Source organism: Enterococcus sp. 4E1_DIV0656 (assembly GCF_002140695.1).
Classification (GTDB): domain Bacteria; phylum Bacillota; class Bacilli; order Lactobacillales; family Enterococcaceae; genus Enterococcus_D; species Enterococcus_D entomosocium.
In genome coordinates, this window is sequence record NZ_NGLF01000002.1 from 567,444 (window position 1) to 590,212 (window position 22,769).

General features: G+C 46.5%; 8 protein-coding genes. All 8 read right to left on the reverse strand.

Translation table 11 applies throughout. The annotated features are described in order from the left end of the window. Position 1 precedes the first annotated feature (1 nt). Positions 2 to 1,678 (reverse strand): potassium-transporting ATPase subunit KdpA, encoded by a 1,677-nt coding sequence (kdpA, locus tag A5882_RS16040; protein WP_086373113.1) that lies wholly within the window; start codon positions 1,676 to 1,678, stop codon positions 2 to 4. Positions 1,679 to 1,935: 257 nt separating this feature from the next. Further along, positions 1,936 to 7,866, reverse strand: coding sequence for a bacterial Ig-like domain-containing protein (locus A5882_RS16045; protein ID WP_086373114.1), 5,931 nt, complete (start codon positions 7,864 to 7,866; stop codon positions 1,936 to 1,938). 28 nt (positions 7,867 to 7,894) lie between these two features. Next, positions 7,895 to 8,623, reverse strand: a complete 729-nt coding sequence (locus A5882_RS16050) for a LytTR family DNA-binding domain-containing protein (protein WP_086373115.1) — start codon at positions 8,621 to 8,623, stop codon at positions 7,895 to 7,897. 658 nt (positions 8,624 to 9,281) lie between these two features. Continuing rightward, positions 9,282 to 10,325, reverse strand: coding sequence for a DUF916 and DUF3324 domain-containing protein (locus A5882_RS16055; RefSeq protein WP_005235023.1), 1,044 nt, complete (start codon positions 10,323 to 10,325; stop codon positions 9,282 to 9,284). Between the two features lie 111 nt (positions 10,326 to 10,436). Beyond that, on the reverse strand, positions 10,437 to 11,084 hold the full coding sequence (locus A5882_RS16060) for a WxL domain-containing protein (protein ID WP_005235021.1): 648 nt from the start codon (positions 11,082 to 11,084) through the stop codon (positions 10,437 to 10,439). Continuing rightward, on the reverse strand, positions 11,081 to 11,389 hold the full coding sequence (locus A5882_RS16065; RefSeq protein ID WP_016620539.1) for a hypothetical protein: 309 nt from the start codon (positions 11,387 to 11,389) through the stop codon (positions 11,081 to 11,083). Before A5882_RS16065 ends, A5882_RS16060 begins: the two co-directional genes overlap by 4 nt. A 14-nt stretch (positions 11,390 to 11,403) precedes the next feature. Continuing rightward, the gene (locus A5882_RS16070; RefSeq protein ID WP_086373116.1) at positions 11,404 to 12,873 is read right to left on the reverse strand and encodes an adhesive domain-containing protein; all 1,470 of its coding nucleotides are present in this window, start codon (positions 12,871 to 12,873) and stop codon (positions 11,404 to 11,406) included. Between the two features lie 102 nt (positions 12,874 to 12,975). Beyond that, positions 12,976 to 22,350, reverse strand: a complete 9,375-nt coding sequence (locus A5882_RS16075) for an Ig-like domain-containing protein (protein WP_086373117.1) — start codon at positions 22,348 to 22,350, stop codon at positions 12,976 to 12,978. Positions 22,351 to 22,769: the final 419 nt, after the last annotated feature.

Genomic DNA, 22,769 nt, shown 5'->3' on the forward strand with positions numbered 1-22,769 from the left:
CCTATTTCGTTGTAAAAAAGTCTGCGATTGGTCCTAAAGCCATCGCTGGTAAAAAGCTCAGTGCACCGATCACGATGACCACAATGATTAGCATCGTGACAAAGACTGGACTCGTGGTTGACAAGGTTCCTTCATTACGAACGGTTTTCTTTTTGGCACCCATGTTTTCTGCCAGATACAAGATGGCTGCGATGGGAACGAAACGTGAAACGAACATCAAGATACTACCCAAACCATTCAGGAAAACAGTATCTGCGGTCAAGCCGCCAAAGGCACTCCCGTTGTTGTTGCTGAAAGAAGTTGCTGCATACAACAGTTCGCTAAAGCCATGGGCGCCTTGGTTGGTTAGCCAGCTCATGATATCAGGATGCAAGGTCATCAACATAGCCCCGAAAAGCGTCAGTAGCAATGGCGTCAAAATAACGATACTCGTCATTTTAATGTCAAAAGCTTCGATTTTTTTGCCGATATATTCGGGTGTTCGTCCCACGAGTAAACCAGCGATAAAGACCGTCAACAATAGAAAAGCGATCATGCCATAAAGTCCGCTACCGACACCGCCAAAGATGATTTCCCCCAGCTGCATCAAGAACATCGGGATCGCACCCCCGAGTGGTGTGAAACTATCCAGCATGGCATTGACTGATCCACTGGAAGCAGCGGTGGTACTCACTGCCCAGAGACTCGACCAACCGATACCGAAACGTACTTCTTTGCCTTCTAGGTTGGCATTCCCAAGCACTTGACTGAATTGCGGTCCATAAGCTTCACTGATCACTACGCCAATAAAAGCCAGGATCAAAAAGACGGTTGCGGTGATCAAGATCGTACGTCCTTGCTTCCACTCTTTGATCCAAAAGCCAAAGGCAAAAATCAAAGCAGCTGGCAGCAACAAGATCGCTAAGTTTTCTAAAAAATTACTGAACATCGTTGGGTTTTCAAATGGATGGGCAGAGTTGGCGCCAAAGAAACCGCCGCCGTTGGTCCCTAATTGCTTGATGGCGATTTGACTCGCTACTGGTCCGAGCGCCATCCAAAAAGATCCCCCCTCAAATCCATTGACTTCCACGCCGCTGCTCAACGTTTGGACAACGCCTTGAGACAGGAGCAAGATCGCTAAAATCAATGAAAGTGGCAAAAGGATATAGAGCAAGGAACGGGTGATGTCTTGCCAAAAATTCCCTACCGTACGTTTTTGTTTTTGCTGCAGCCCACGAATCAAGGCACACAGTACGGCTAATCCTACTGCCGCAGATAAGAAATTTTGCACTGTTAATCCTAATGCTTGGGAAAGATTGGTCAGTGCTTCTTCCCCAGCGTAAGCTTGCCAGTTCGTGTTCGTCACAAAACTGACGGCTGTGTTCAATGCTAAGTCAAAGGACATATTCTCAACGGCTGCCCCTTGCGGTAACCAGTGCTGAACCATCAATAATCCGGTCAAGCCAATGATGGAAAAGACACTGACGGCCAAGACGGAAAATAGATAGGTTTTGGCGGTCATTTCTTTTTTACTGACCGAACCAATCACTCGATAGGTCAACCGTTCAATGGGTTGAATAAAGCGGACAAACCGCGGTGTTTTTCCTTGCATGATTTCTTTGATATACCAGCCCAAAGGAACCGCTGCTGCTAGTAAGATCAGTAAAAATAAAAAGCCTTGCACAAAATAGCTACTCATCGTTCTCCCCCCTCAAACAAGTACCAAAAGAGATAGATCATTACGATCACTCCGATTATTCCTAAAACAAGATTCATATTCTTCACTCCTTCATGACGTAAGCATACGCAAAAAGAAATAAAAATAGTGTAAATCTTCTGCTAGCATCTTTATATCTTCTTTATACGGCTGCTTATCGGATAAGAAAACCGCAATACAGCAGGTATAAAAAAACAGCGGATATCCTTCACGATATCCGCTGCTAGAGTCATTGCGACTTATTTCGTTTTTCTGCTTTTGTTCGTGTGTTTCTTACGAAAGAAGACGATCCCCGCTAGTGCAACAAGGCTCACTCCTGCAATCGAATAGCCTTGAGTGATGGCTGTACCGGTCTTTGGTAACACCCGTTTGTCCTTTGCGGTCGCTTTGCTTTGTTTACCAGGCTGTCCTGCATCCGTTGGTTTTTCTTGCCCTTTATTAGAATCATCTTTCTCTGGCTGCTGATCGTTCTCCTCTGGTTCTTCTGCTTTTTCAACGACTTTGATCGTCGCTGTGGCGGTGACTGCTTCTTGTGAGCGAGTACCAAATAAACGTGCGAAAAAGTTAGGAGTTGCTGCTTCATCAGTGACGATTGAATAAGTGACTTGATAGGTGCCCGTTTCCTTCGTATCCACCGAACCGTCCACCAGCAGTTGCTCCAATGCGAGTGACTTACCGACACGATCTGTAGCGGAGACAAAATTGTCGGCTGCTGTCCAGTTGTCACCGACATAAATCACGCTATCTTTCACAGTCACAGACGTTTGATCTGCCAACACGGTGATCGTGGCAGTTGCTTCGGCTTTGCCATTTCGATAGATGACTTGGTATTTTCCAGGCACATCAGTATTGACTGTACCGCTAATCAATACTTGATCATAATCAACTGCTTGTCCGCTTTTATCTGTTGCCGATACAAAATTATCGACGGCTTGCCATTTCTCTCCTTCATAGATTGTACTATCTTTTGCTACGACCGTTTCTTCGTGAGCAACCACAGTGATTGTCGCTGTGGCGCTGACTTTTCCATTCGTATAAGTGACATCGTATGTGCCTTCTTGATTGGTATCGACGGTACCAGTAACGATCACTCCTGATAATTCAACCGTTGCTCCCGTTTTGTCTGTGGCTGAGACAAAGTTGTCGGCAGCTTCCCAATCGTCGCCAACATACAGAGTACTGTCTTTGGCTTTGACACTCGTTTGATCAGCTAACACGGTGATCGTGGCAGTCGCTTCGGCTTTGCCATTGCGATAAACCACTTCATATTTCCCCGGTGTGGCGCTATCGACTGTACCTACTGTTGTGATATCAGTCAGTTTTACTGCGTTGCCGTCTTTATCTGTTGCCGATACAAAATTGTCGGCGGCTTGCCAGTCATCGCCTTCATAAATCGTACTATCTTGAGCAACTACCGTTTCTTGGTTGGCAACGACCGTAATCGTCGCCGTTGCTTTGACATGACCATTTTGGTAAACCACTGGGTACTCGCCTGCTTTGGAGGTATCGACTGAGCCACTAACGGTTACTCCTGAAAATGGTAGGTTTGCTCCTGTTTTGTCTGTGGCTGAGACAAAGTTGTCGATTGCTTGCCAGTCATCCCCGACATATAAGGTGCTATCTTTGGCTTTAACTGATGTTTGATCAGCTAACACGGTGATCGTCGCTTTCGCCTCAGCTTTGCCATTGCGATAAATTACTTCATATTTACCTGGTGTGGCGCTGTCGACTGTACCTACTGTTGTGATATCAGCCAGTTTTACTTTGTTGCCGTCTTTGTCTGTTGCGGAAAGAAAATTATCCGCGGCTTCCCATGAGTCACCTACATACAACGTACTATCTTTAGCTGCCACCGTTTCTTGGTTCGCAACAACCGTGATCGTAGCAATAGCTTCTGTTTTACCATTGCTATAAGTAACTTTGTACTGACCTTCTTTGCTCGTATCAACTAATCCACTAACGGTCACTGCTGAAAATGGTAGGTTTGCTCCTGCTTTATCCGTTGCCGAAACAAAGTTGTCGATTGCTTGCCAGTCGTCACCAACATATAAGGTGCTATCTTTAGCTTTAATTGATGTTTGATCAGCTATCACGGTGATCGTCGCTTTCGCCTCAGCTTTGCCGTTACGATAGATTACTTGGTATTCTCCTGGTACTTTCGTATCCACTTCACCACTGGTGGTGACTTCTGCCAAGCTTAACGGTTGCCCCTTCTTATCCATTGCTGAAACAAAGTTGTCCGCAAGCTCCCATGCATCTCCAACATAAAGTGTACTATCCTTGGCAACGACTGTTTCTTGATTGGCAACCACGGTGATCGTGGCGACTGCTTTTTGATTGCCATTTTGATAAACCACTAAATATTGGCCTTCTTTGGAAGTATCCACGGCTCCACTAACTGTCACATTTGAAAATGGAACGTTCGCTCCTGTTTTGTCCGTTGCCGAAACAAAGTTATCAACCGCATGCCAGTCGTCCCCGATGTATAAGGTGCTGTCTTTGGCTTTAACCGAAGTTTGGTCTGCTAAGACCGTGATCGTAGCTGTTGCTTCGGCTTTGCCGTTACGATAGATTACTTGGTATTCTCCAGGTGTATCCGTGTCAACTTCACCGGTGATGGTCACTTCTGTGATTGCCACTGTGTTACCGTCTTTATCCGTTGCCGCTAGAAAATTATCAGCTGCTGTCCATGCATCGCCCACATATAACGTGCTGTCTTTGGCTGCCACCGTTTCTTGGTTGGCCACCACAGTGATCGTCGCTGTCTCGCTCACGTTGCCATTCATGTATTTGACTTCATAAGTGCCGACTTTAGATGTGTCGACCTCACCGTTGACGGTAATTTCCGAGAAGGTCAACGCATTGCCATGCTTGTCTGTTGCTGAGACAAAGTTATCTACAGCATGCCATTCATCTCCCACGTAGATCGTGCTATCTTTGGCGTCGATCGTCGACAAGTCTTCTTCTGGTGTGATGCCGACAGAAAGATGATTGCCCGTCCGGTTCACTTGCACCTCTTTACCAAGCTGAAGTTCCTGTGGTATGACGTAACCTTCTGGGACGTAGGAAACATAAAGCATATAGGTCCCTGTATAAATATCAGCTAATTGATACTCTCCCTTCTCATCCGTTACAACAGAAATAACATCTCCAGTCAACTGATTCCAAAGCATCAATGTAACGCCTGCAATTTTCTGAGTTGGTTCTTCGGTATTATAAACATCAAGTGACGCACTAGTTTTGTAAATGATCCCGTTTGAATCACCTGCCGAAAATTGCAGGTTAGTCACCGTCGAAGTAGCTGTCCGTTTGGCTTCCGACAAGGTATCAATCGTATCAGAAACGATCGTTGCTGAAGCTGAGATTTGGCCGGCGTTTTGTGAAAGTACGTTGTAACTGATTTCGATATTTTTCGTTAAAACATAGTTTGAAAAGACAAGCTGTACGTCTCCGTCAACTTCTTTGATTTCGTAGCTATCGTCTGGCACATTTGAAACATTGATTGACCTAAGATCGATTTCACCATTGGTATTTCCCAATGATTTTAGAAGGATCGTTGGATTTGCTACTTTTTTCGAGCCATCATCGATATTTTTTGTTGTGACCTTGACCTGAGTCATGTTTTTTGTATTATTCACGGTATTTTGAGTAATCCCAATAATATCCGTCGCTGTATTGGAAACCGAAACGGTAGTTGAGCCTTGCTGATTATTTGATAGCGGCTCTTTTGCAAAACCAGGTACATAAATCGTACTCATTTCCTGCCAACCATTGGCGTACTGATAGGAAATGATGTAGCGATGGTTAGTCGTCCCAAAATCAAAGGTATAATAGTTGGTTGCCTCATCATGGGTGATCGTTGGATAATTCGGATCGCTTTCTTTCATGGCTTGATTATCATAATAACCACGATCCCAGTACTGTGGATAAATGCCACTGACTTGTTCATTGGAAACATCGATGATCGAAAACACAACATCCGTATTTTTCGGAACATGGGTCTCAACAGTCAAATCACTGATGGTATCTTGACGAGCGTTGACTAAAAACTGATTCTTACTGCTTTGGAGCGTGCGTTCAGAATACAGTTTTCTTCCGGTATAGACGGAGGTATGAACCGTGTCAAGTCCTGTCGCGGAAATCGTGATTGGAATTGTATCGTTAGGAATTGATTTTGTCGGTGCTAAACTATCTGGCACATAATTGAAGCCAATATCAAATTGAACAGAATAGGTAATGGGCGACGTAAAGGTGACCATCGTTCCGCCTGCTACTTCTTCAATCGTATAATCAGTTCCTAAAGTATAATAGAAGCCGACTTTTGGTACCTTTCTTAAAGAAAGATACTCGGGATGTTCAATAAACAGTTGTAAATTTTCGATCGGTTGTGAGGTGCTACCTTCGATATTGACTGAAGTGTCACTGGCATAGGCACCATTTTGATCATAATTTCCCCAAGCAGTTTCAGCGTTATTGGGATTAAGAACACTGATTGGTTCGACGTAGTTGTCTTCAACGATTTTGAATTCTTTATTAGCAATTAACGGTGTCGAGACATTGAGGATGATATCTTTCTGATCAAAGGGTACGGTTATGTTCGTGGAACCAAGAGTGAGATTGCTGTCTTTTGTGGCCGTCACAATCAGTTTGTCCCCATTATTTTCGACAGAAAAATAATCCGTAAAAGTCACATTTTGATAGAAGGCGTCTCTTGCTGTTAACTGTTTCGCCGTGATCGGCTGTCCGTTTTGACTCGAAAGAATGATTTGTTGACCTGCTTTCATCTCCGTCGGCATTTGATGAATTGATACATAGTAGTTTCCTTTAGAAAGGCCATTCATAAAACTGGCAGAAGCAACCCCCATATAATACCTAGAATCGACTTCTTTTTCATCTTTACTGGTTGCTGCGGTAAAGGAAAATCCTCTGTTTTGGGCAGCTGTTTGTTTTAGCTGTACCGAACCAAATCCGGTCGTCGGATACCCTTTTGAAAAAGAAGAAGTATAATCCGTCAACGCGGTCAAACTCATCGTGAATTGATAAGAAACACCATAGGCCTTTTGCTTGTCCATTTGTTTGACTTCAACAGCAGTATTGTAGAGACTATTTGAGGTGATTGTGTAGTCCGTCCCTTCAGTCAATGCTGTTTGTGTTTCTGGCTTGATCTTTCCTTTGATATCCACTTCATAGCTGAAGACTTTTAACGGTTGGGTCTCAATCTTTTTGAAGGAAGCCCCCGGCGTATCAACCAAATGCAGTGAAAGAGTTTCCGTTCCAGATAATGTCCGATCGGTGTTGTAGTAAACCATTCCTTGCATCCCAAAGACATTTTTTTCTGACACATATTGAATCGGGTCAACTTCTTCATACAAATCAATGGCGTAGCTTGTCTGGTTTTGATCGCCCATCTCAATGGTTAGCTGAGGCTTGTCTTCTGAATAAAGATAACTGGTCAACTCGATCGAAAACGATGCATCATGAATGGATTGGTTAAAGGTGATCGTTAATTGATGGGCGCCACTATCTACTGCCCACGAAGCATTGATTGCTTCATTTGTTCCTTGCATATCACTAAAACCAAGGCCTTCCGGCAGGTCAAAAACAGCAGTGGTGCCGGCTAAGTAGTCTTCGTCATTGATTTCAAAGTCTAATTTCAGTTTCACCGGACTATTGTTTAAAATCCGCGTTTCTTCCGTTTGACTGAACTCCTCACCAGCAATCGTCAGTAATGTGCCTTTTTCTAAAAGCTCTTGTCCATTGATGCGGGTGCTGACACGGGAACTCTTTTCGGCTCCTTTTGCCTCTTTCGATTCAGTTTCTGAAGAACTTGTTTGCGTCGAATCTGTAGTATCTGCTGTATGCGTTGATGAAGTTGTAGCAGGCGTTTCACTTTGACTCGTTGTTGCTGCATCCGTCTTGGAGGTTGCTTCGCCGCTTTCTTCTGAAGAACGATCCGTTTGAGTAGTCTCAGTTGTTTGCGCGTCGCTTGTGTTTGTTTCATTGGCAACGCCGCTGGTTGATTCCAGCAGATGATTTGAGTTATCTAAAGTACGAATGGTCTGTTCCTGTTCCGTGGTTTCCGCAAGCGCCATGACCGGAGTGATCACTTGGGACAGACCTAAAGCGGTAACAACAATGCCATGACGAATTCGTTTATTTCTCTTTTTCATTTTTTTCCTCCATTAAATATATGTAGTTTTAACTGATTGCTTTACGGATTTTTTTTCCAACTTCTAATTCTTCCCCATTAAAAAAGCAAAGAACATTGTTTGTTCGATCAATCATTTTGATTTGTCGCGCATTAATAATGTACGATTTGAATACTTTATAATACTCAGGCAAATCTAGCTGTTTGATGACCTTTAACGAAGTTTCAATGCACTCAACTGATTTCTTTTGATGGAATACGATTCGGTTTCGCTCACCTTTGATCGTTGTTATGTAGTTGATTGCTTCTGCATCAACGATCATCAACTCTCGTTTACTAACAATTTTTAATAAGTGTTTTTTTCCCAGCAATGATCGTTTCACTTCAATTGCTTCTGTTAACAAATTTCTTAACTGCAATGCCACATCCTTTTCTTCTGTATCGATGATTCCTAAAGGACAGATAAGATTCAGTTTCTTGATTTCGATTTTGGACGCATAGGCACCATAAAAAGCAATTTGACACTTTTTGCACTGCTCCCTCAATCGCCCTGCTAATTGAAAACTTCGATCAAATCCCATCATTTCAATGGAAAATAAAAATAAATCGTTCACATCTGTTAAGTACCCTTCAAGAAAAGAATCTAGTTCTTCCGGTGAAATGATCTCCACCATAGAATAAGGAACATGACTTTCAGTGATCATTTTTTTCATCAAATTTCCATTAAAAAAGTTGTCATCTACTATATAAACAGCGAAATTGCTCAAATTTGCAGACATCTTAATTCTCCTTTTCACATCATTTCTAATTGTATTCTTAATTAAAAATGCCTGCTTGCACTTTCAAACGAATTAGCGAAACGTTTATGCAAAAAAGGTAGTTTAAATTAAAAACAAAGTAAGAAAAGACTTTATAATTGGTCTAAACCTATTATAGTAAAGGAGTTCCCGTCGTACTGCTTTCTTAACACATTTATAAGACAGAAAGCGCAAACAACAATAAAAACTTATGTTTTTTTAAGTAGTTTAACTAGTTAAATATTCCAAAACTTACCGACTACTGCCCAACCTTTCTAATGATTTTCAAAAAAATAACCTTCGTTCAAATAAAATATTAATCGTTATTTATTCTTCGTTTTTTCGCAAAAAAAAGCTACCCTTCTCTTTGGGCAGTCCGGTTAAGGGTAATCAACTGTTTCCTCTGAAGATTTTCCATCAAAATAAAAGTGATCGTTCGCTGCTGCAAGATGCAATCAAAAAAAATTTTCTACTTAATTTACCATATCGAATCTTCATGGACACGACAAAAAACCATTTATTTCGAACAATAAATGGCCTGTTTGCTGCTTTTATTATGCTTCTGATTTACATGCATCCCGTGAATTTTAATTGTTTTCTTTTTTTCCTTCTATATTAATACGGAATTTCTTACAAGTGCTCATGGGGTTTTATCATCTGTTTTTTTTAATGCTCGTTTTAGTTTTCGATTATGCCAAATTAAATAGGCGATGATCAAACATAAAACACCACCAATCGATAGATAGAGAAGGATCGGCGAAGCGGTTTCTTCAATACTGACATCTTGCTCGTTTCTTTCTTGCGCTTCTTGCCTTGCAACTTGGAAGGTCGGCTCTCCCTGCCATTCTTGATCGGCTGCTTTGAGGGTCGCTTTTATTTCATACTCTCCTGATAGCAGTTCCTTTCCATCCAGCGGAAGTGCGTAATTCATTAATGCATTGGGCGCTAATTGGATCTCTTTTTCTCCTTTGATGGCTGTTGCTTTTCCTTCATGAAACACTTCATAAGCAAGCGTGGCTTTACTGAGATAATCGGCTGCTGCATTTTCCACCGCTACGATGATGACATTGCGGCGGTTGATCTCTTCCAAATGGGCTTCTTCAATTCGGACCGCTGGCGGGATGTCTGACTCTTTATTTCGGAGCAATACCGCCACTTCTCTTGCTAATAGGTTTTGAACATTCCCTTGAAATTCTTCACTGCCGGTTTGCTGTACGTATAGTCCCCCTGCCAAAATCCCATCAAAGGATTTAGATGGCATCCGGACTGTCAAGGTGATTTCTTTTTGTTCATTAGGGGCTAATGAAAGTGTTTCATCACTTAAAGTAACGAGTTCTTCGATCGCGTACGGAGCAGAAGGCGTTGCTTCCTCATTTGCCCCAGAGTACTCAACGACGCCAGTCATGTTCGTGACCGCTCGATTAAACGATAGCTGTAGATTGATTGGTTGCTCGCTTTTATTGGAAACCATGACTGCTAGTTTTTCTTCTGCCTTGGGCTCCAGCAACAAATCATAGTACATCAACTCTTTGTCCCGCTGTGACTCCGGCAATTTGATTTGAACATCGAAGGTATCAAGTGAATCTGCTGCCCCCGTACTACTAGTACCAATGAAAAATAAGACCGTTAGAATACTTACTACCCAATACTGAAATCCTTTGCCTCGAAGTTTGTTCTGATGCATCCTGTCAGATCCTTTCTACACAAAATAGGAAAGAAAAATCAGCTAGCATAAAAAGCAGCCGCTTAGGCAAGCTGCTTTTTTTCTGCTAACTGTTAAGCAATGACTACTAACCTATGGGGTCGTCGGAGCACTGCTGATCGTCCAAACGAGGGTCGTTTGATAGGTTGCCGATTGTTTTTCCGTATTGGCTGGGATCGAAAGGGTAAATTGTTCTAGAGGCATCGACGTTTCACCGATCCCTTCACCAGCATTGGCGGTCAAGAAAGCATATTCATTGTTGATCGCCGCAAAATCAAGCTCGCCATTGGCAATATCACTGGTTCCGGTTGGCGGCGAACTTAAGTTGTTGGTCAATGTACCCGTATCTACCGTTAATACCGCACCATCCAACGTACTGTCTCCTGCCGTAAATTGGGTTGCTTGCCGTACTTTAATTGCCCAAGAAGAGTTCGCCTGTCCTCGGTTATCACTGACTGCAACTGCCCCTCTTTGCAGCGTGGACCCATCGCCAGGTAGTCCAGTCCCATCCGTAGTAGCCACCCACGTTTCGGCATTTTCTGTTTGGATCTCATGGGCACCAAAATCTAAATTCGTTGGTAGCTGCGTATTGGGATCACTCCCGCCTTTATCCGGGTCAAACACGATGCCACCAGAGGTATATTCTACGACACCGGTCGTATCGTCCGCTTGCACCGTGGTCACAATACTAAGGGCGGTCAATACCCCCAATGCGCCTATTACCGATTTCTTTGAAATCATTTTGCCATCCTCCTTTTTTTGATGCAAATGATCAATGTCAGACTAATGAAGAATCCACCTATTAAGGGCAGCCAAAAGTGATTGGTTTCAGCAAGCTGCGGCAGTGGTTCTTCTACGTTAGTGACCGTTTCTTGACTGGGCGGTGGTTCAATTTCTTCATCAATTGAATCACTGCTAGCTGTTTCCGTTGGTCCTTCATAAAACTCAATGTTGCCGGTCGTCGTATTGGCTACTGCTGATGGAACGAAACTGCAGAAACTGCCGATCATCAAAATCAGAAGCAGCACAAGGGAATTCTTTTTCATTCTGCTCTTCCTTTTCAAGGTGTATCGGAAACGGTCCACACGACTGTGGCGCGATACTGACCTTGAAATTTAGGTGTTTTCTCAGGTACAAATAAATTGAACTGTGAGAAGTTAACGGTCAGTCCACCAGTCGATGCCGCATTTTCCAACGTCACCACATTTTTTTCGACATTTTGCTGCAGGGCAATCGTTGCATTATCAGGTAAAACCACTCGACCATCCGTAAAGGTCGAATTGACAGTGCCAAGCTGAACCCTTAATTCGGCGGCTGGCAATGTGCGTGTACCATTGACCCAATTGGTGGATTGTCTGACCTTGACTTGCCATTTTTTCTGCCGATTGCGGGTATCATTGATCCGTAAAATCCCAGTTGTAGCAGCTGCGCTTTGATCGCCGTTGGCGGTTGCCCGCCACGTCTCACTCTTTTTCGTTTGAATGGCATGTCGGCCAAAATTCAGCTGAGTCGGCAAATTCGTCCGATCCATCGTCAGTGCTTCGACCATGAAATAAACCATAGTTTGGCGACTGCTGATATTTAGCGCACTAAAGTTTAAGAGATTGATGTCCGTCGGCTTTGCTTTCAAAACAGAAGCGGAAAAATTAGCGGTCCAATTTGCAGTCAACTGACCCGGACCTGAAAGTAACGTCGGAATTTGAACATCCGTTGCTCCTAAAACAGCTGCATCCGCTAGCTGTTCTTGGACAGTTGCCAAATCATTCAACGCTGAATTCACGGTGCTCAGCAGGGTATTGAGCAACCCTTGCAGCAATGTGCGAACGACGCCGCCAATATCGATACCGATCACTCGGATCTGGGTATTTTGAATCGCGGTACTTAAATTCCGTAGAATTTGCGGGACATTGGTTCCTAAGACGACACCAAGGTTCGAACTCATATTGGCATATAAAGCTTCTTTCTGGGTCGTAAACTGCAACGGACTGGTAAATTCAACATTCCCAATATTTCCGACAGTCTTTAGCAAAGAAATCTGCTGATTGATCGCTGTCAAATCGATCTGAACAATCCCAAGGTTGAGATTTAGTGAACTGGTCAAGGAATCAAGCGCTGTTAAGATCGCATTCAAAAGTGGGACATTGGCAATATTGACTGTGGTCGACGTCTTGATGGCTGCTGATCCATTGGCACTAATGCTAGTTCTCAATTCTGCTGGGATCGCTAATAAAGCAAATTTATCTTCCCCACTGACATTGACAGAAGCGTTCAAGCCACCGTTGCCTTTAATCGAAAAAGTCACTGGTCGGTTTGTCACGCTGCCTGGCCATGGAACGCTCACTGAGGTGCCACTTGTATTGGCACTCGTTAAATTGCTTAAAATCTCCACATCTAAAACATTCACTGCTGCTTCGGCTTTTATTGTCGTTGTTAAAAGATACAAATTGACGAAACTGATGCTGGTCAAAAAGAGAATTAATTGGCCGATCGTCCATTTGTAAAGACGTTTTTCCCTCCTTCTGCTTTTCATACCATTTCTAACCCTTTCTTTACGAAACGATGATCATTGCTTCAAAACTATTGTTCACTAGAGATACCAGCGGAGGATGTCCACTCCGCTGGTAAAGTCATGCTATTTTTGTTGGTCTTTTTTCTTTCTTGCTTTGAAGAACAAACCAATTCCTCCTACAACGAAGACTGCTGCCCCAATCAGTGAAGCATACCAAGTTCCTTCAGATCCCGTTTTCGGTAGGTACTTACTTCCCCACCAGCTTTGGTTGTTATTGCTACCGTTGCCGTTGTTGTTCCCCCAACTGCCCCAGTTACCCCAAGCGCCGTTGCTTCCGTCGGTACCATTCGTTCCATTGGTACCGTCCGTGCCATTGCTACCGTCCGTGCCGTCGGTACCATCCGTACCATTGTCACCCGTTGGTACCACGATTGGTGTTGCTGCACTGCGGTATTCTCTGCCACCTGCTGTAACGATAGCCACAACGTTAAGGGTTTCTTCTGGTGAAACATCCTCTGGGTCTAATGTGATGCTGAAGGCACCATTCCCATTGGTCGTTCCAGTTCCGACAACGTCACCCGCTTCATTCAAGATTTCGATCGTCGCATTGGCTGGCCCATTCCCGAAGACTGGATAGCCATCGGTAGGATTGCCAGTGATCGTGGCAACCGGTGCGTCAACCGTCAAGGCACCGACTACGGTCGTCGTCGGATCACTTAAGGTTTCGCCTTCGGCTAAAGCAAGAACCGTAACGGTTTCGCCTTCCGTCGCTTCCGCGGATAACTCAACATCCCAGTCACCATTTTGATCGGCGATCGTTGTGATTGGTCCTTCAGCCGCGAAGATGGTCAGGAATCTACTTGTTAACGGATCGCTGATGGTAACGGTGATCGTAGCACCTGGCTCACTCGTTCCGCTGATCGTTGTATCACCAGCCGTAACTGGGTCAATGGTTGGTGTATCTGTCTTGATGCTTTCATCATCGACAGGTACGACGATTGGTGTCGGATTACTGCGGTAGTCATCCCCACCAGCAGTGACGATCGCCACAACCGATAAGTTTTCTTCTGGTGCGACATCCTCACTAGTCAATGTGATCGTATAGTCACCATTTTCATCGGTCGTGCCTGTTCCTACGACATCACCCTCTTCATTAAGGATTTCAATTGCTGCATTGGCAGGCCCGTTCCCGGTTACTGGGTAGCCTTCTTGGGAATTACCCGTAATGGACGCTGAAGGTGCGTTGACCGTGATGCCATTAACAACGGTCGTTGCTGGTTCACTGGTGGTTTCTCCTTCACTTTGCGCCACTGCTGTTACGATTTCATCTCGAGAAACTTCTGCAACTTCCACTGACCAATTTCCTGCTTCATCTGCTTCGGTTTCAACCGCTTCTTCTCCCGTTACCGTCACGGTGACCATCGATCCCGGTACAGCAGTACCAGTGATGGTCGTGTCACCAGCTGTGACTGGTTCGATGATTGGTGTGGCCGTTTGATCGATCGTATTCTCAACGGGCACTACAATTGGTGTCGCATTACTCCGATAGTCTTTGCCGCCGGCTGTAATGATCGCAACGACGTTCAATGATTCTTCAGGAGAAACATCTTCACCAGAGAGCGTGATCGTGTAGTTGCCATTTTCATCAGTATTGCCTGATCCAACGACATCCCCCGCTTCATTCACGATTTCAATCGCCGCATTTGGTGCTGCCATCCCCGTCACTGGATAACCATCCTCTGGATTGCCAGTGATGGAAGCGGTCGGTGCTGAAACCGTGGTGCCATCCACACTCACTGTGATTGGTGCACTAGGGTCTTTTTCAGGGGATTGTGCCACAACAGTGACGGTATCACCCTCCGCAACTTCAGGTACCTCGACTGTCCAATTGCCCTCTTCGTCCGTTTCAGTTGTGATCGGTTCATTTTCACCAATCGTTACCGTCACCGTCGAACCTGGTTCGGCAGTCCCGCTGATCGTCGTATCGCCAGCTTTGACTGGATCGATCGTTGGTGTTGCAGTCTGTTGCTCTTCTTGATCCAAAGGTACCACGATTGGTGTCGCATTACTGCGGTATTCTTTGCCGCCAGCTGTCAGAACTGCGACGACTGTTAGGCTTTCCGCTGGTGCAACAACTGTTGGTTCAAGAGTGATACTGTAGTTTCCTTCCGCGTCTGCGGTTCCTGAACCGACGATTTGTCCATCGCTATTCAAGATTTGTATGGTGGCATTGGCTGGTGCCGTTCCAGTTACTGGATAGCCATCCGTGCTATTGCCTGTGATGGTTGCACTAGGAGCAGTGACCGTCAACGCCCCCACACCAACTGTTACTGGAGCGCTTGGCTCTTTGTCAGGTGATTGAGCCACAACAGTGACTGCATCGCCTTCAGAAACTTCTGGTACTTCTGCTGTCCAATTGCCTTCGTCATCCGTTTCAGCCGTGATTGGTTCCGCATCTGGTACGGTGATCGTCACGGTTGAACCTGGTTCTGCGGTCCCACTGATGCTGGTATCTCCTGCCGTGATTGGATCGATCGTTGGTGCAGCTGTCTGATCCACTACCGTATCTGCTGGTACGATGACCGCTGTTGGATTACTGCGATACTCTTTCCCACCAGCTGTTACGATGGCAACGACATTTAAGGTTTCTTCTGGATCGACAGTTTCAGCAGTTAAGTCCACTGTATAGTTGCCGTCTCCATCGGCAGTGCCTGTTCCAACGACTTCATTGTCTGCGTTCAAGATCTCGATCGCTGCATTGGCTGGTGCTGCACCAGTCACTGGGTAGCCTTCCGTGCTGTTGCCGCTGATGGAAGCTGTTGGTGCTGCGACAGTCACTCCTTCAACGATGACAGTGATTGGATCACTTGGGTCTTTGCCGTCACTGTCTGCGACGACTGTGATGGTATCCCCTTCAGACAATTCAGGCACATCGACACTCCAGTTGCCCTCATCATCTGTTTCGGCGGTTTCTTCTGTGCCGTCAGGTAGTGTCACAGTCACAGTTGAGCCTGGTTCTGCCGTTCCGCTAACTGTTTCGTCGCCTGCTTTGATTGGATCAACCGTTGGTGCCGTTGTTTGATTTTCACCCGGTTCAGCTGGCACCATGATTGGTGTCGCTGGACTACGATAATCTGTACCACCAGCTGTGACCACCGCAACTACCGTCAAGTTTTCTTCAGGAGAGACACCTTCACTGGTCAAATCGATCGTGTAAAGCCCTGCATCATTGGTCGTACCCGTTCCAACTGTCTCGCCAGCTTCGTTCAAGATTTCGATGGTCGCATTCGCTGGTCCTGTTCCGGTCACTGGATAACCATCGGCTGCATTGCCACTGATGGACGCACTAGGAGCCGCCACCGTTAATGCACCGACTGTGATCGTTGCTGGTGTACTTGGTGTCTCATTTTCTACTTCTGCTACTGCCGTAACAATCGTCCCTTCGGAAAGCTCTGGCACATCAACTTGCCAATTGCCCTCTTCGTCAACTTCGGCTGAGATTGGGTCTTGCTCACCGACCGTCACGTTGACTATTGCTCCTGGTTCGGCTGTCCCGCTGATTTCTGTTGCGCCGGCAACTGCTGGATTGATCGTTGGTGTCGCCGTTTGATCCGCAGGTACCACGACAGCCGTTGGTTGACTACGGAAGTCATCCCCACCTGCTGAAACGATGGCAATGACACGGACCGTTTCTCCTGCTGATGCCTCTTCACTGGTCAAGGTAACGGTGTAAACACCATTCTCATTGGCCGTCCCTGTGCCAATCACTTGATCATCAGCATTTAAGATTTCGATTGACGCATTAGCTGGTGCTGTACCAGTTACTGGATAGCCATCTGCACTATTGCCAGAAATCGTTGCCGATGGTGCTGCCACGATCAGCCCTTGCACCGTCACTGTTACTGGTAAACTTTCTGTTTTGCCGTCTGCCAAGGCAGTAACTGTCAAGACATCATCTAGAGAAACCGTCGGCACAGTTGCCGTCCACTCACCTTCGTCATTCGCTACCACTGTAACAGTATCGCCGTTTGGTAGTTCAACCGATACATCGGCCCCAGGTTCAGCCGTTCCGCTAACGGTTGTAGCCCCAGCAATCACTGGTGCGACAGTCGGTGCCGCTGTTTGGTCTTCTGCGTTATCTTCTGGCACCACGATAGTAGTTGCCGGACTGCGATAGTCTTGACCGCCGGCTGATACGATAGCCACCACTCGCAAGGTTTCTGCTGGTGAAACACCTTCTGTCAAGGTGATCGTATACTCACCGTCTCCATTGGCAGTACCACTGCCTACCACTTCATTGGCAGCATTTAAGATTTCAATGGTTGCGTTGGCTGGTGCTGTTCCTGTGACTGGATAGCCGTCAGTACTGTTGCCCGTGATCGTTGCGGTTGGTGCAGCCACGTTCAAGGCACCGACACCAACACTGATTGGTGCACTTGGGTCTTTGCCTTCAGCTTCAGCAACCACTGTGACCGTGTCGCCTTCTGAAAGTTCTGGTACAGTGACTGTCCAATTGCCTTCCTCATCCGTTTCGGCAGTCACTGGATCTTCTCCAGGAATCGTTACCGTCACCGTTGAACCAGGTTCGGCAGTTCCTCCGACGGATGTATCACCTGCTTGCACTGGATCGATCGTTGGGGTGGTCGTTTGGTCTGCTGGTACCACGATGGAGAGCGGCGCACTGCGGTACTCATCGCCGCCAGCTGTTACCACTGCCACCACCTGAAGTGCTTCTGAAGGATCAACATCGTCGCTGCTCAATGTGATGCTGTAAGCACCTTCCTCATTTGCTTCACCGCTACCAACAACCTCACCGGCTGCATTTAAGATCTCAATCGCTGCATTTGGCGTGGCCGTTCCGGTTACTGGATACCCCTCCGAACTATTGCCGCTGATCGCTGCTGTCGGTGTCGCCACAGTGAGTGGATTTACGACGACCGTAGCTGCATCACTTGGTGTTTCCCCATCAAGGGTCGCTACCACAGAAACAATTTCTCCTTGAGAAACCTCGGGCACAGTTGCCGTCCAATTGCCTTCGTCATCCGCTTCGGCAGTGACTGGCTCTGCGTCACCAATCGTGACTGAGACTGTCGCGCCAGGTTCAGCCGTACCACTGATGGTCGTGTCGCCGGCTGTCACCGATTCAATCGTTGGGACTGCAGTTTGATCCAAAGGTACTGTGATTGGTGCAGCCGCACTGCGGTACTCTTGACCACCGGCTGTGACTACCGCCACCACCCGTAAGGCTTCAGCTGGAGACGCGTCATTACTCGTTAACGTGATCGTATATTGGCCTTCGTCATTGGCGGTGCCAATACCTATGACCTCGTCATCGGCATTCAAGATTTCGATGGCTGCATTGGCTGGTGCCGTTCCCGTTACTGGGTAACCTACGGTACTATTGCCGCTGATCGTCGCGGTTGGTGTAGCGATCGTCAACCCATTGACTCCAACACTGATCGGTGCACTTGGGTCTTTGTCTGGTGCTTGTGCGACCACTGTGACGGTTTCTCCTTCAGAAACTTCAGGAACTTCAACTGTCCAGTTCCCCTCGTCATCGGCTTCACCAGTAACAGGTTCTTCACCTGGGATCGTTACCGTCACCGTAGCGCCTGGTTCTGCGGTCCCACTGATCGTCGTATCCCCGGCATTGATTGGGTCGATGGTTGGTGATGCTGTTTGTTCAAGCTCATCTGCTGGGACCGTCACCGGTGTGGCAGGACTGCGGTACTGATCTCCGCCTGCTGTAACGATCGCAACGACAGACAAGGTTTCTTCTGGTGCTGCATCGGATGGTGCGATGGTTACCGTATAGTTTCCATCCCCATCGGCTGTCCCAGTACCGATCACATCGCCTGACTCATTCAACACTTCGATCGCTGCGTTCGCTGGAGCAGTCCCCGTGATTGGATAGCCATCGGTACTATTGCCGCTGATGATCGCTGTTGGTGCTGCAACGGTGACTCCATTGACTCCAACGCTGACTGGCGCGCTTGGCTCTTTGCCTTCGGCTTCCGCAACGACTGTGACTGTATCACCACCAGAGACTGCTGGCACTTCCGCAAGCCAGTTTCCTTCGTCATCCGTTTCAGCCGTTACTGGTTCTTGACCGGTGATCGTAACAGTAACCGTCGAACCTGGTTCTGCCGTTCCGCTAATCGTGGTATCACCTGCTGTGACCGGATCGATCGTTGGTGTCCCTGTTTGTTCAATGTCTGCTGGTACCGTGATTGGCGTGGCATTACTGCGGTAGTCTTGACCGCCCGCTGTCACAACTGCCACCACCTGCAAGGCTTCTTCTGGCGCCACATCAGCTGGATCTAAGATGACGGTATAAGCACCCGCGTCATCCGCCGTCGTGCTACCAACGACATCGCCTGCTTCATTCAAAATCTCAATGGCCGCATTCGGCGTGGTTGTTCCACTGACCGGATAGCCATCCGTACTATTGCCTGTGATGGAAGCGCTCGGTGCACTGACAGTCACACCATCAACGGTCACGGTAATCGGTGCACTTGGCTCTTTGCCATCTACTTCGGCAACGACTGTTACCGTATCACCTTCCGTTAATTCTGGTACCGTTGCTTCCCAATTGCCTTCGTCATCGGCTTCTGCCGTGATCGGATCGCCTTCAGGCAGCGTGATCGTCACCGTTGCCCCTGGTTCAGCCGTTCCGCTGACGGTCGTATCCCCCGCTGTTACTGGGTCGATCGTTGGTGTTTCCGTTAAATTTTCGACATCATCTGCAGGAACTACAAGCGGTGTGCCTGTACTGCGATAATCTTCACCACCAGCCGTCACGATCGCTTCCACTCGTAAGTTGTCGCCAGCTGTCACCTCTTGAGGATCAAGGGTGATCGTGAAGTTGCCATCCTCATCAGCTGTTCCGCTACCAACGACATCTCCTGCTTCATTCAAAATTTCAATTGCTGCATTGGCAGTCGCTGTTCCCGTTACTGGATACCCATCTGTGCTATTTCCGGTGATCGTAGCCGTTGGCGCCGCCACGGTTAAACCGTTTACACTCACGGTGATTGGTGCACTCGGATCTTTGCCTTCAGACTCAGCTACGACGGTCACGGAATCGCCTTCTGATAATTCAGGAACCGTTGCTTCCCAGTTGCCTTCATCATCGGCTTCAGCCGTGATTGGATCGCCTTCAGGAAGCGTGATCGTTACCGTTGCCCCCGGTTCCGCTGTCCCACTAACGGTCGTATCTCCAGCACTGACTGGATCGATCGTTGGTGTTTCTGTCTGCAGGATATCTGCAGGCACCACAACAGGTGTTGGGTTGCTTCGATAGGTTTCGCCGCCAGCGGTCACAACCGCTGTCACATTCAGGGTTTCTTCCGCGTCAACATCCGCTGGATCTAACGTGACTGTATAAATACCATTCTCATTGGCGGTACCTGTTCCGACAATTTCGCCATCCGCATTGGTGATCTCAATGGCCGCATTTGGTGCTGCGGTTCCAGTCACTGGATAGCCCTCTTGACTATTTCCTGTGATCGAAGCCGTTGGTGCGTTGACTGTTAAGGCGGACACGGTGGTGCTAGCCGGTTGGCTTGGCGTTTGTCCTGCTAGTTCGGCGATAGCTGAAACCGTATCGCCCTCTGACACTTCGTCCACATCAACACGCCAATTGCCCTCTTCATCGGCTTCCGTCACGATCGGATCTGCACCGTTGACGGTCACAGTAATCGAGGCACCAGGCTCAGCAGTTCCGCTGACGCTTGTATCCCCGGCAGTCACCGGTTGAATCGTTGGTGTTCCCGTTTGTTGCTCCGCATCGTCTGCTGGAACGACGATTGGCGTATTACCACTACGGTAAGTTTGCCCACCGGCAGTGACGATTGCGGCAACATTCAAGTTTTCATTTTCTGCTACATCTGCTGGGTTCAACGTGATACTGTAGTTGCCGTTCTCATTTGCCGTACCAGAGCCAACGACTTCACCTTCGGCATTGGTGATTTCAATGGCTGCATTTGCTGCGGCTGTCCCCGTCACAGGGTACCCATCGGTACTATTTCCTGTAATCGAAGCCGTTGGTGCATTAACCACTGGTGCTGCTACCGTTGCCGTTGCAGGCTCACTCGCCGATTCCCCATCAGCTTCCGCTACTGCTGTGACTGTATCGCCTTCCACCAATTCAGGGACATCTGCCGTCCAATTGCCGTCACCATCTGCGGTTGTTGTAATAGGTGCACCGCCGTTGATCGCCAATGTGATGGCTGCGCCTGGCTCAGCTGTTCCGCTGATCGTCGTTTCCCCTGCTGTCAATGGATTGATTGTTGGTGTATCGGTTTGATCTTCTGGTGTATCTGGCGCAAACCAAATCGAGTTATTGCCGTCAGCATCCGTAAATAAATCAATGGTGATCAAATCAAGTTGAGACATCGTTCCTTCGAAGCGGGCTTCGTAAGGATTAGATGGATTCGCCACGCCGTTTTCAACCAATTGTGCATAGGTCGGACTGGTGACATTCGTTGGAATGACCACATTGGTTTGACCTAAAACAGATGCAGAAGCGATTTGATCTGCTAAATCTGTCGTTGCATTGAAGACTGTTTGTGCTGTTTCAACCGTTGCGTTTAAAGTGGCTTTAGCTGTATTAACGGTACTTTGTACCAACGTATTGATTTGACCGATCAAGGTACCGATGCCTGGAATCCCACTTGCACCATCCAAAATACTGACTTGAATCTGGGCTGCTTGTAAATTATCGAGAATTTGATTGATGCGTTGATTGATAACGATAAATAAACCATCATCCACATTGGCAATCAGGGCACGTTCGTTATCGGTTAGTCCAGCTGGAACTTCAAAATTCGCTTGGCCAAATTGTCCAAGTTGATTTAATAAGTCTAACTGGGTAGTGATTTCATCTAAGTTGACGGATATCACTTGGCTAACATCCACGATTGAAGCCGCCGTATACAACGGATTTGGCAAGCCGCCAACGATTGTTGGCGGAATATCAAGTGCATCAGCTAAATTTTGATTGACGATTCCATCCACCGTGCTGATCAAGGTATTGACTGCTGGTGTGACTGTACCGATCAGTGTTTGCAAGGCTGGGAAATTCCCCAGTTGGAGTATCACATTGGTGAAAATCGATGCATTCCCTGCCGATTGAACCAAACCAGTAAGGCCTTGAGGAACCCCAACAACCGCGACTTTATCCCCATTCAAGACATCAACCGTTACTGCATTCGATCCAGAAATCGAGAAATTGACTTGGTTCGTTGCACCAGGAGTTGCATAAGGTGCAGACGCACTCGTGCCTGAGTTATTAGACGCTGTGATATCTGAGAAAAGTTCAGCTGAAACCAAAGCAGCTTCAACCGTCGTTGGTGCCCATAACAAACTTGCTGGCACGACCACCGTACTTGTCAACAACATTCCACTGACAGTTAAATTCGCAATAATATTTTTCTTTGTTCGAACGCGTGTGTTTTTCTTTGAATCCATGAGCTTTTTATAATTAATGCCTTTCATTCATTCTCCTCCTGTTCGAAAAAAATTTAACCGACAAAAGATAAAACTGATGATCTCTGGAATCCTTCTTTCCCCCTTTAAAACCAGATGAAAATCTATTTCAACCCAACACCTAAAGGCATAGAGAGAAAACAAAAAGTAACCGATCGCAAAGCGAAGATTTTTTCGCATGCTTTCTGAAAAACCCAGTGATTTTTGTTCAAATAGTTTAGAAGCACATTAGCTCACTCTTGTGAAACTAAAAAATAAAATAACTAAACGAACACACTGTGTACCAAAATTCTAGCAAATTTATTTCTTTCCAACAAATTATAAACACGATAAATAATTAAAAAAACACTGAATTTCACCTTTCAAAACACAAAAGGTTTATTTTATAAACAAGCAGAAATTATTTATATTTATCTTATAAACAAATG

Excerpts from the sequence above, each read along its gene's own strand:
- kdpA (WP_086373113.1), bottom strand. The coding sequence starts at position 1,678 with ATGAGTAGCTATTTTGTGCAAGGCTTTTTATTTTTACTGATCTTACTA.
- A5882_RS16045 (WP_086373114.1), bottom strand. The coding sequence starts at position 7,866 with ATGAAAAAGAGAAATAAACGAATTCGTCATGGCATTGTTGTTACCGCT.
- A5882_RS16050 (WP_086373115.1), bottom strand. The coding sequence starts at position 8,623 with ATGTCTGCAAATTTGAGCAATTTCGCTGTTTATATAGTAGATGACAAC.
- A5882_RS16055 (WP_005235023.1), bottom strand. The coding sequence starts at position 10,325 with ATGCATCAGAACAAACTTCGAGGCAAAGGATTTCAGTATTGGGTAGTA.
- A5882_RS16060 (WP_005235021.1), bottom strand. The coding sequence starts at position 11,084 with ATGATTTCAAAGAAATCGGTAATAGGCGCATTGGGGGTATTGACCGCC.
- A5882_RS16065 (WP_016620539.1), bottom strand. The coding sequence starts at position 11,389 with ATGAAAAAGAATTCCCTTGTGCTGCTTCTGATTTTGATGATCGGCAGT.
- A5882_RS16070 (WP_086373116.1), bottom strand. The coding sequence starts at position 12,873 with ATGAAAAGCAGAAGGAGGGAAAAACGTCTTTACAAATGGACGATCGGC.
- A5882_RS16075 (WP_086373117.1), bottom strand. The coding sequence starts at position 22,350 with ATGAAAGGCATTAATTATAAAAAGCTCATGGATTCAAAGAAAAACACA.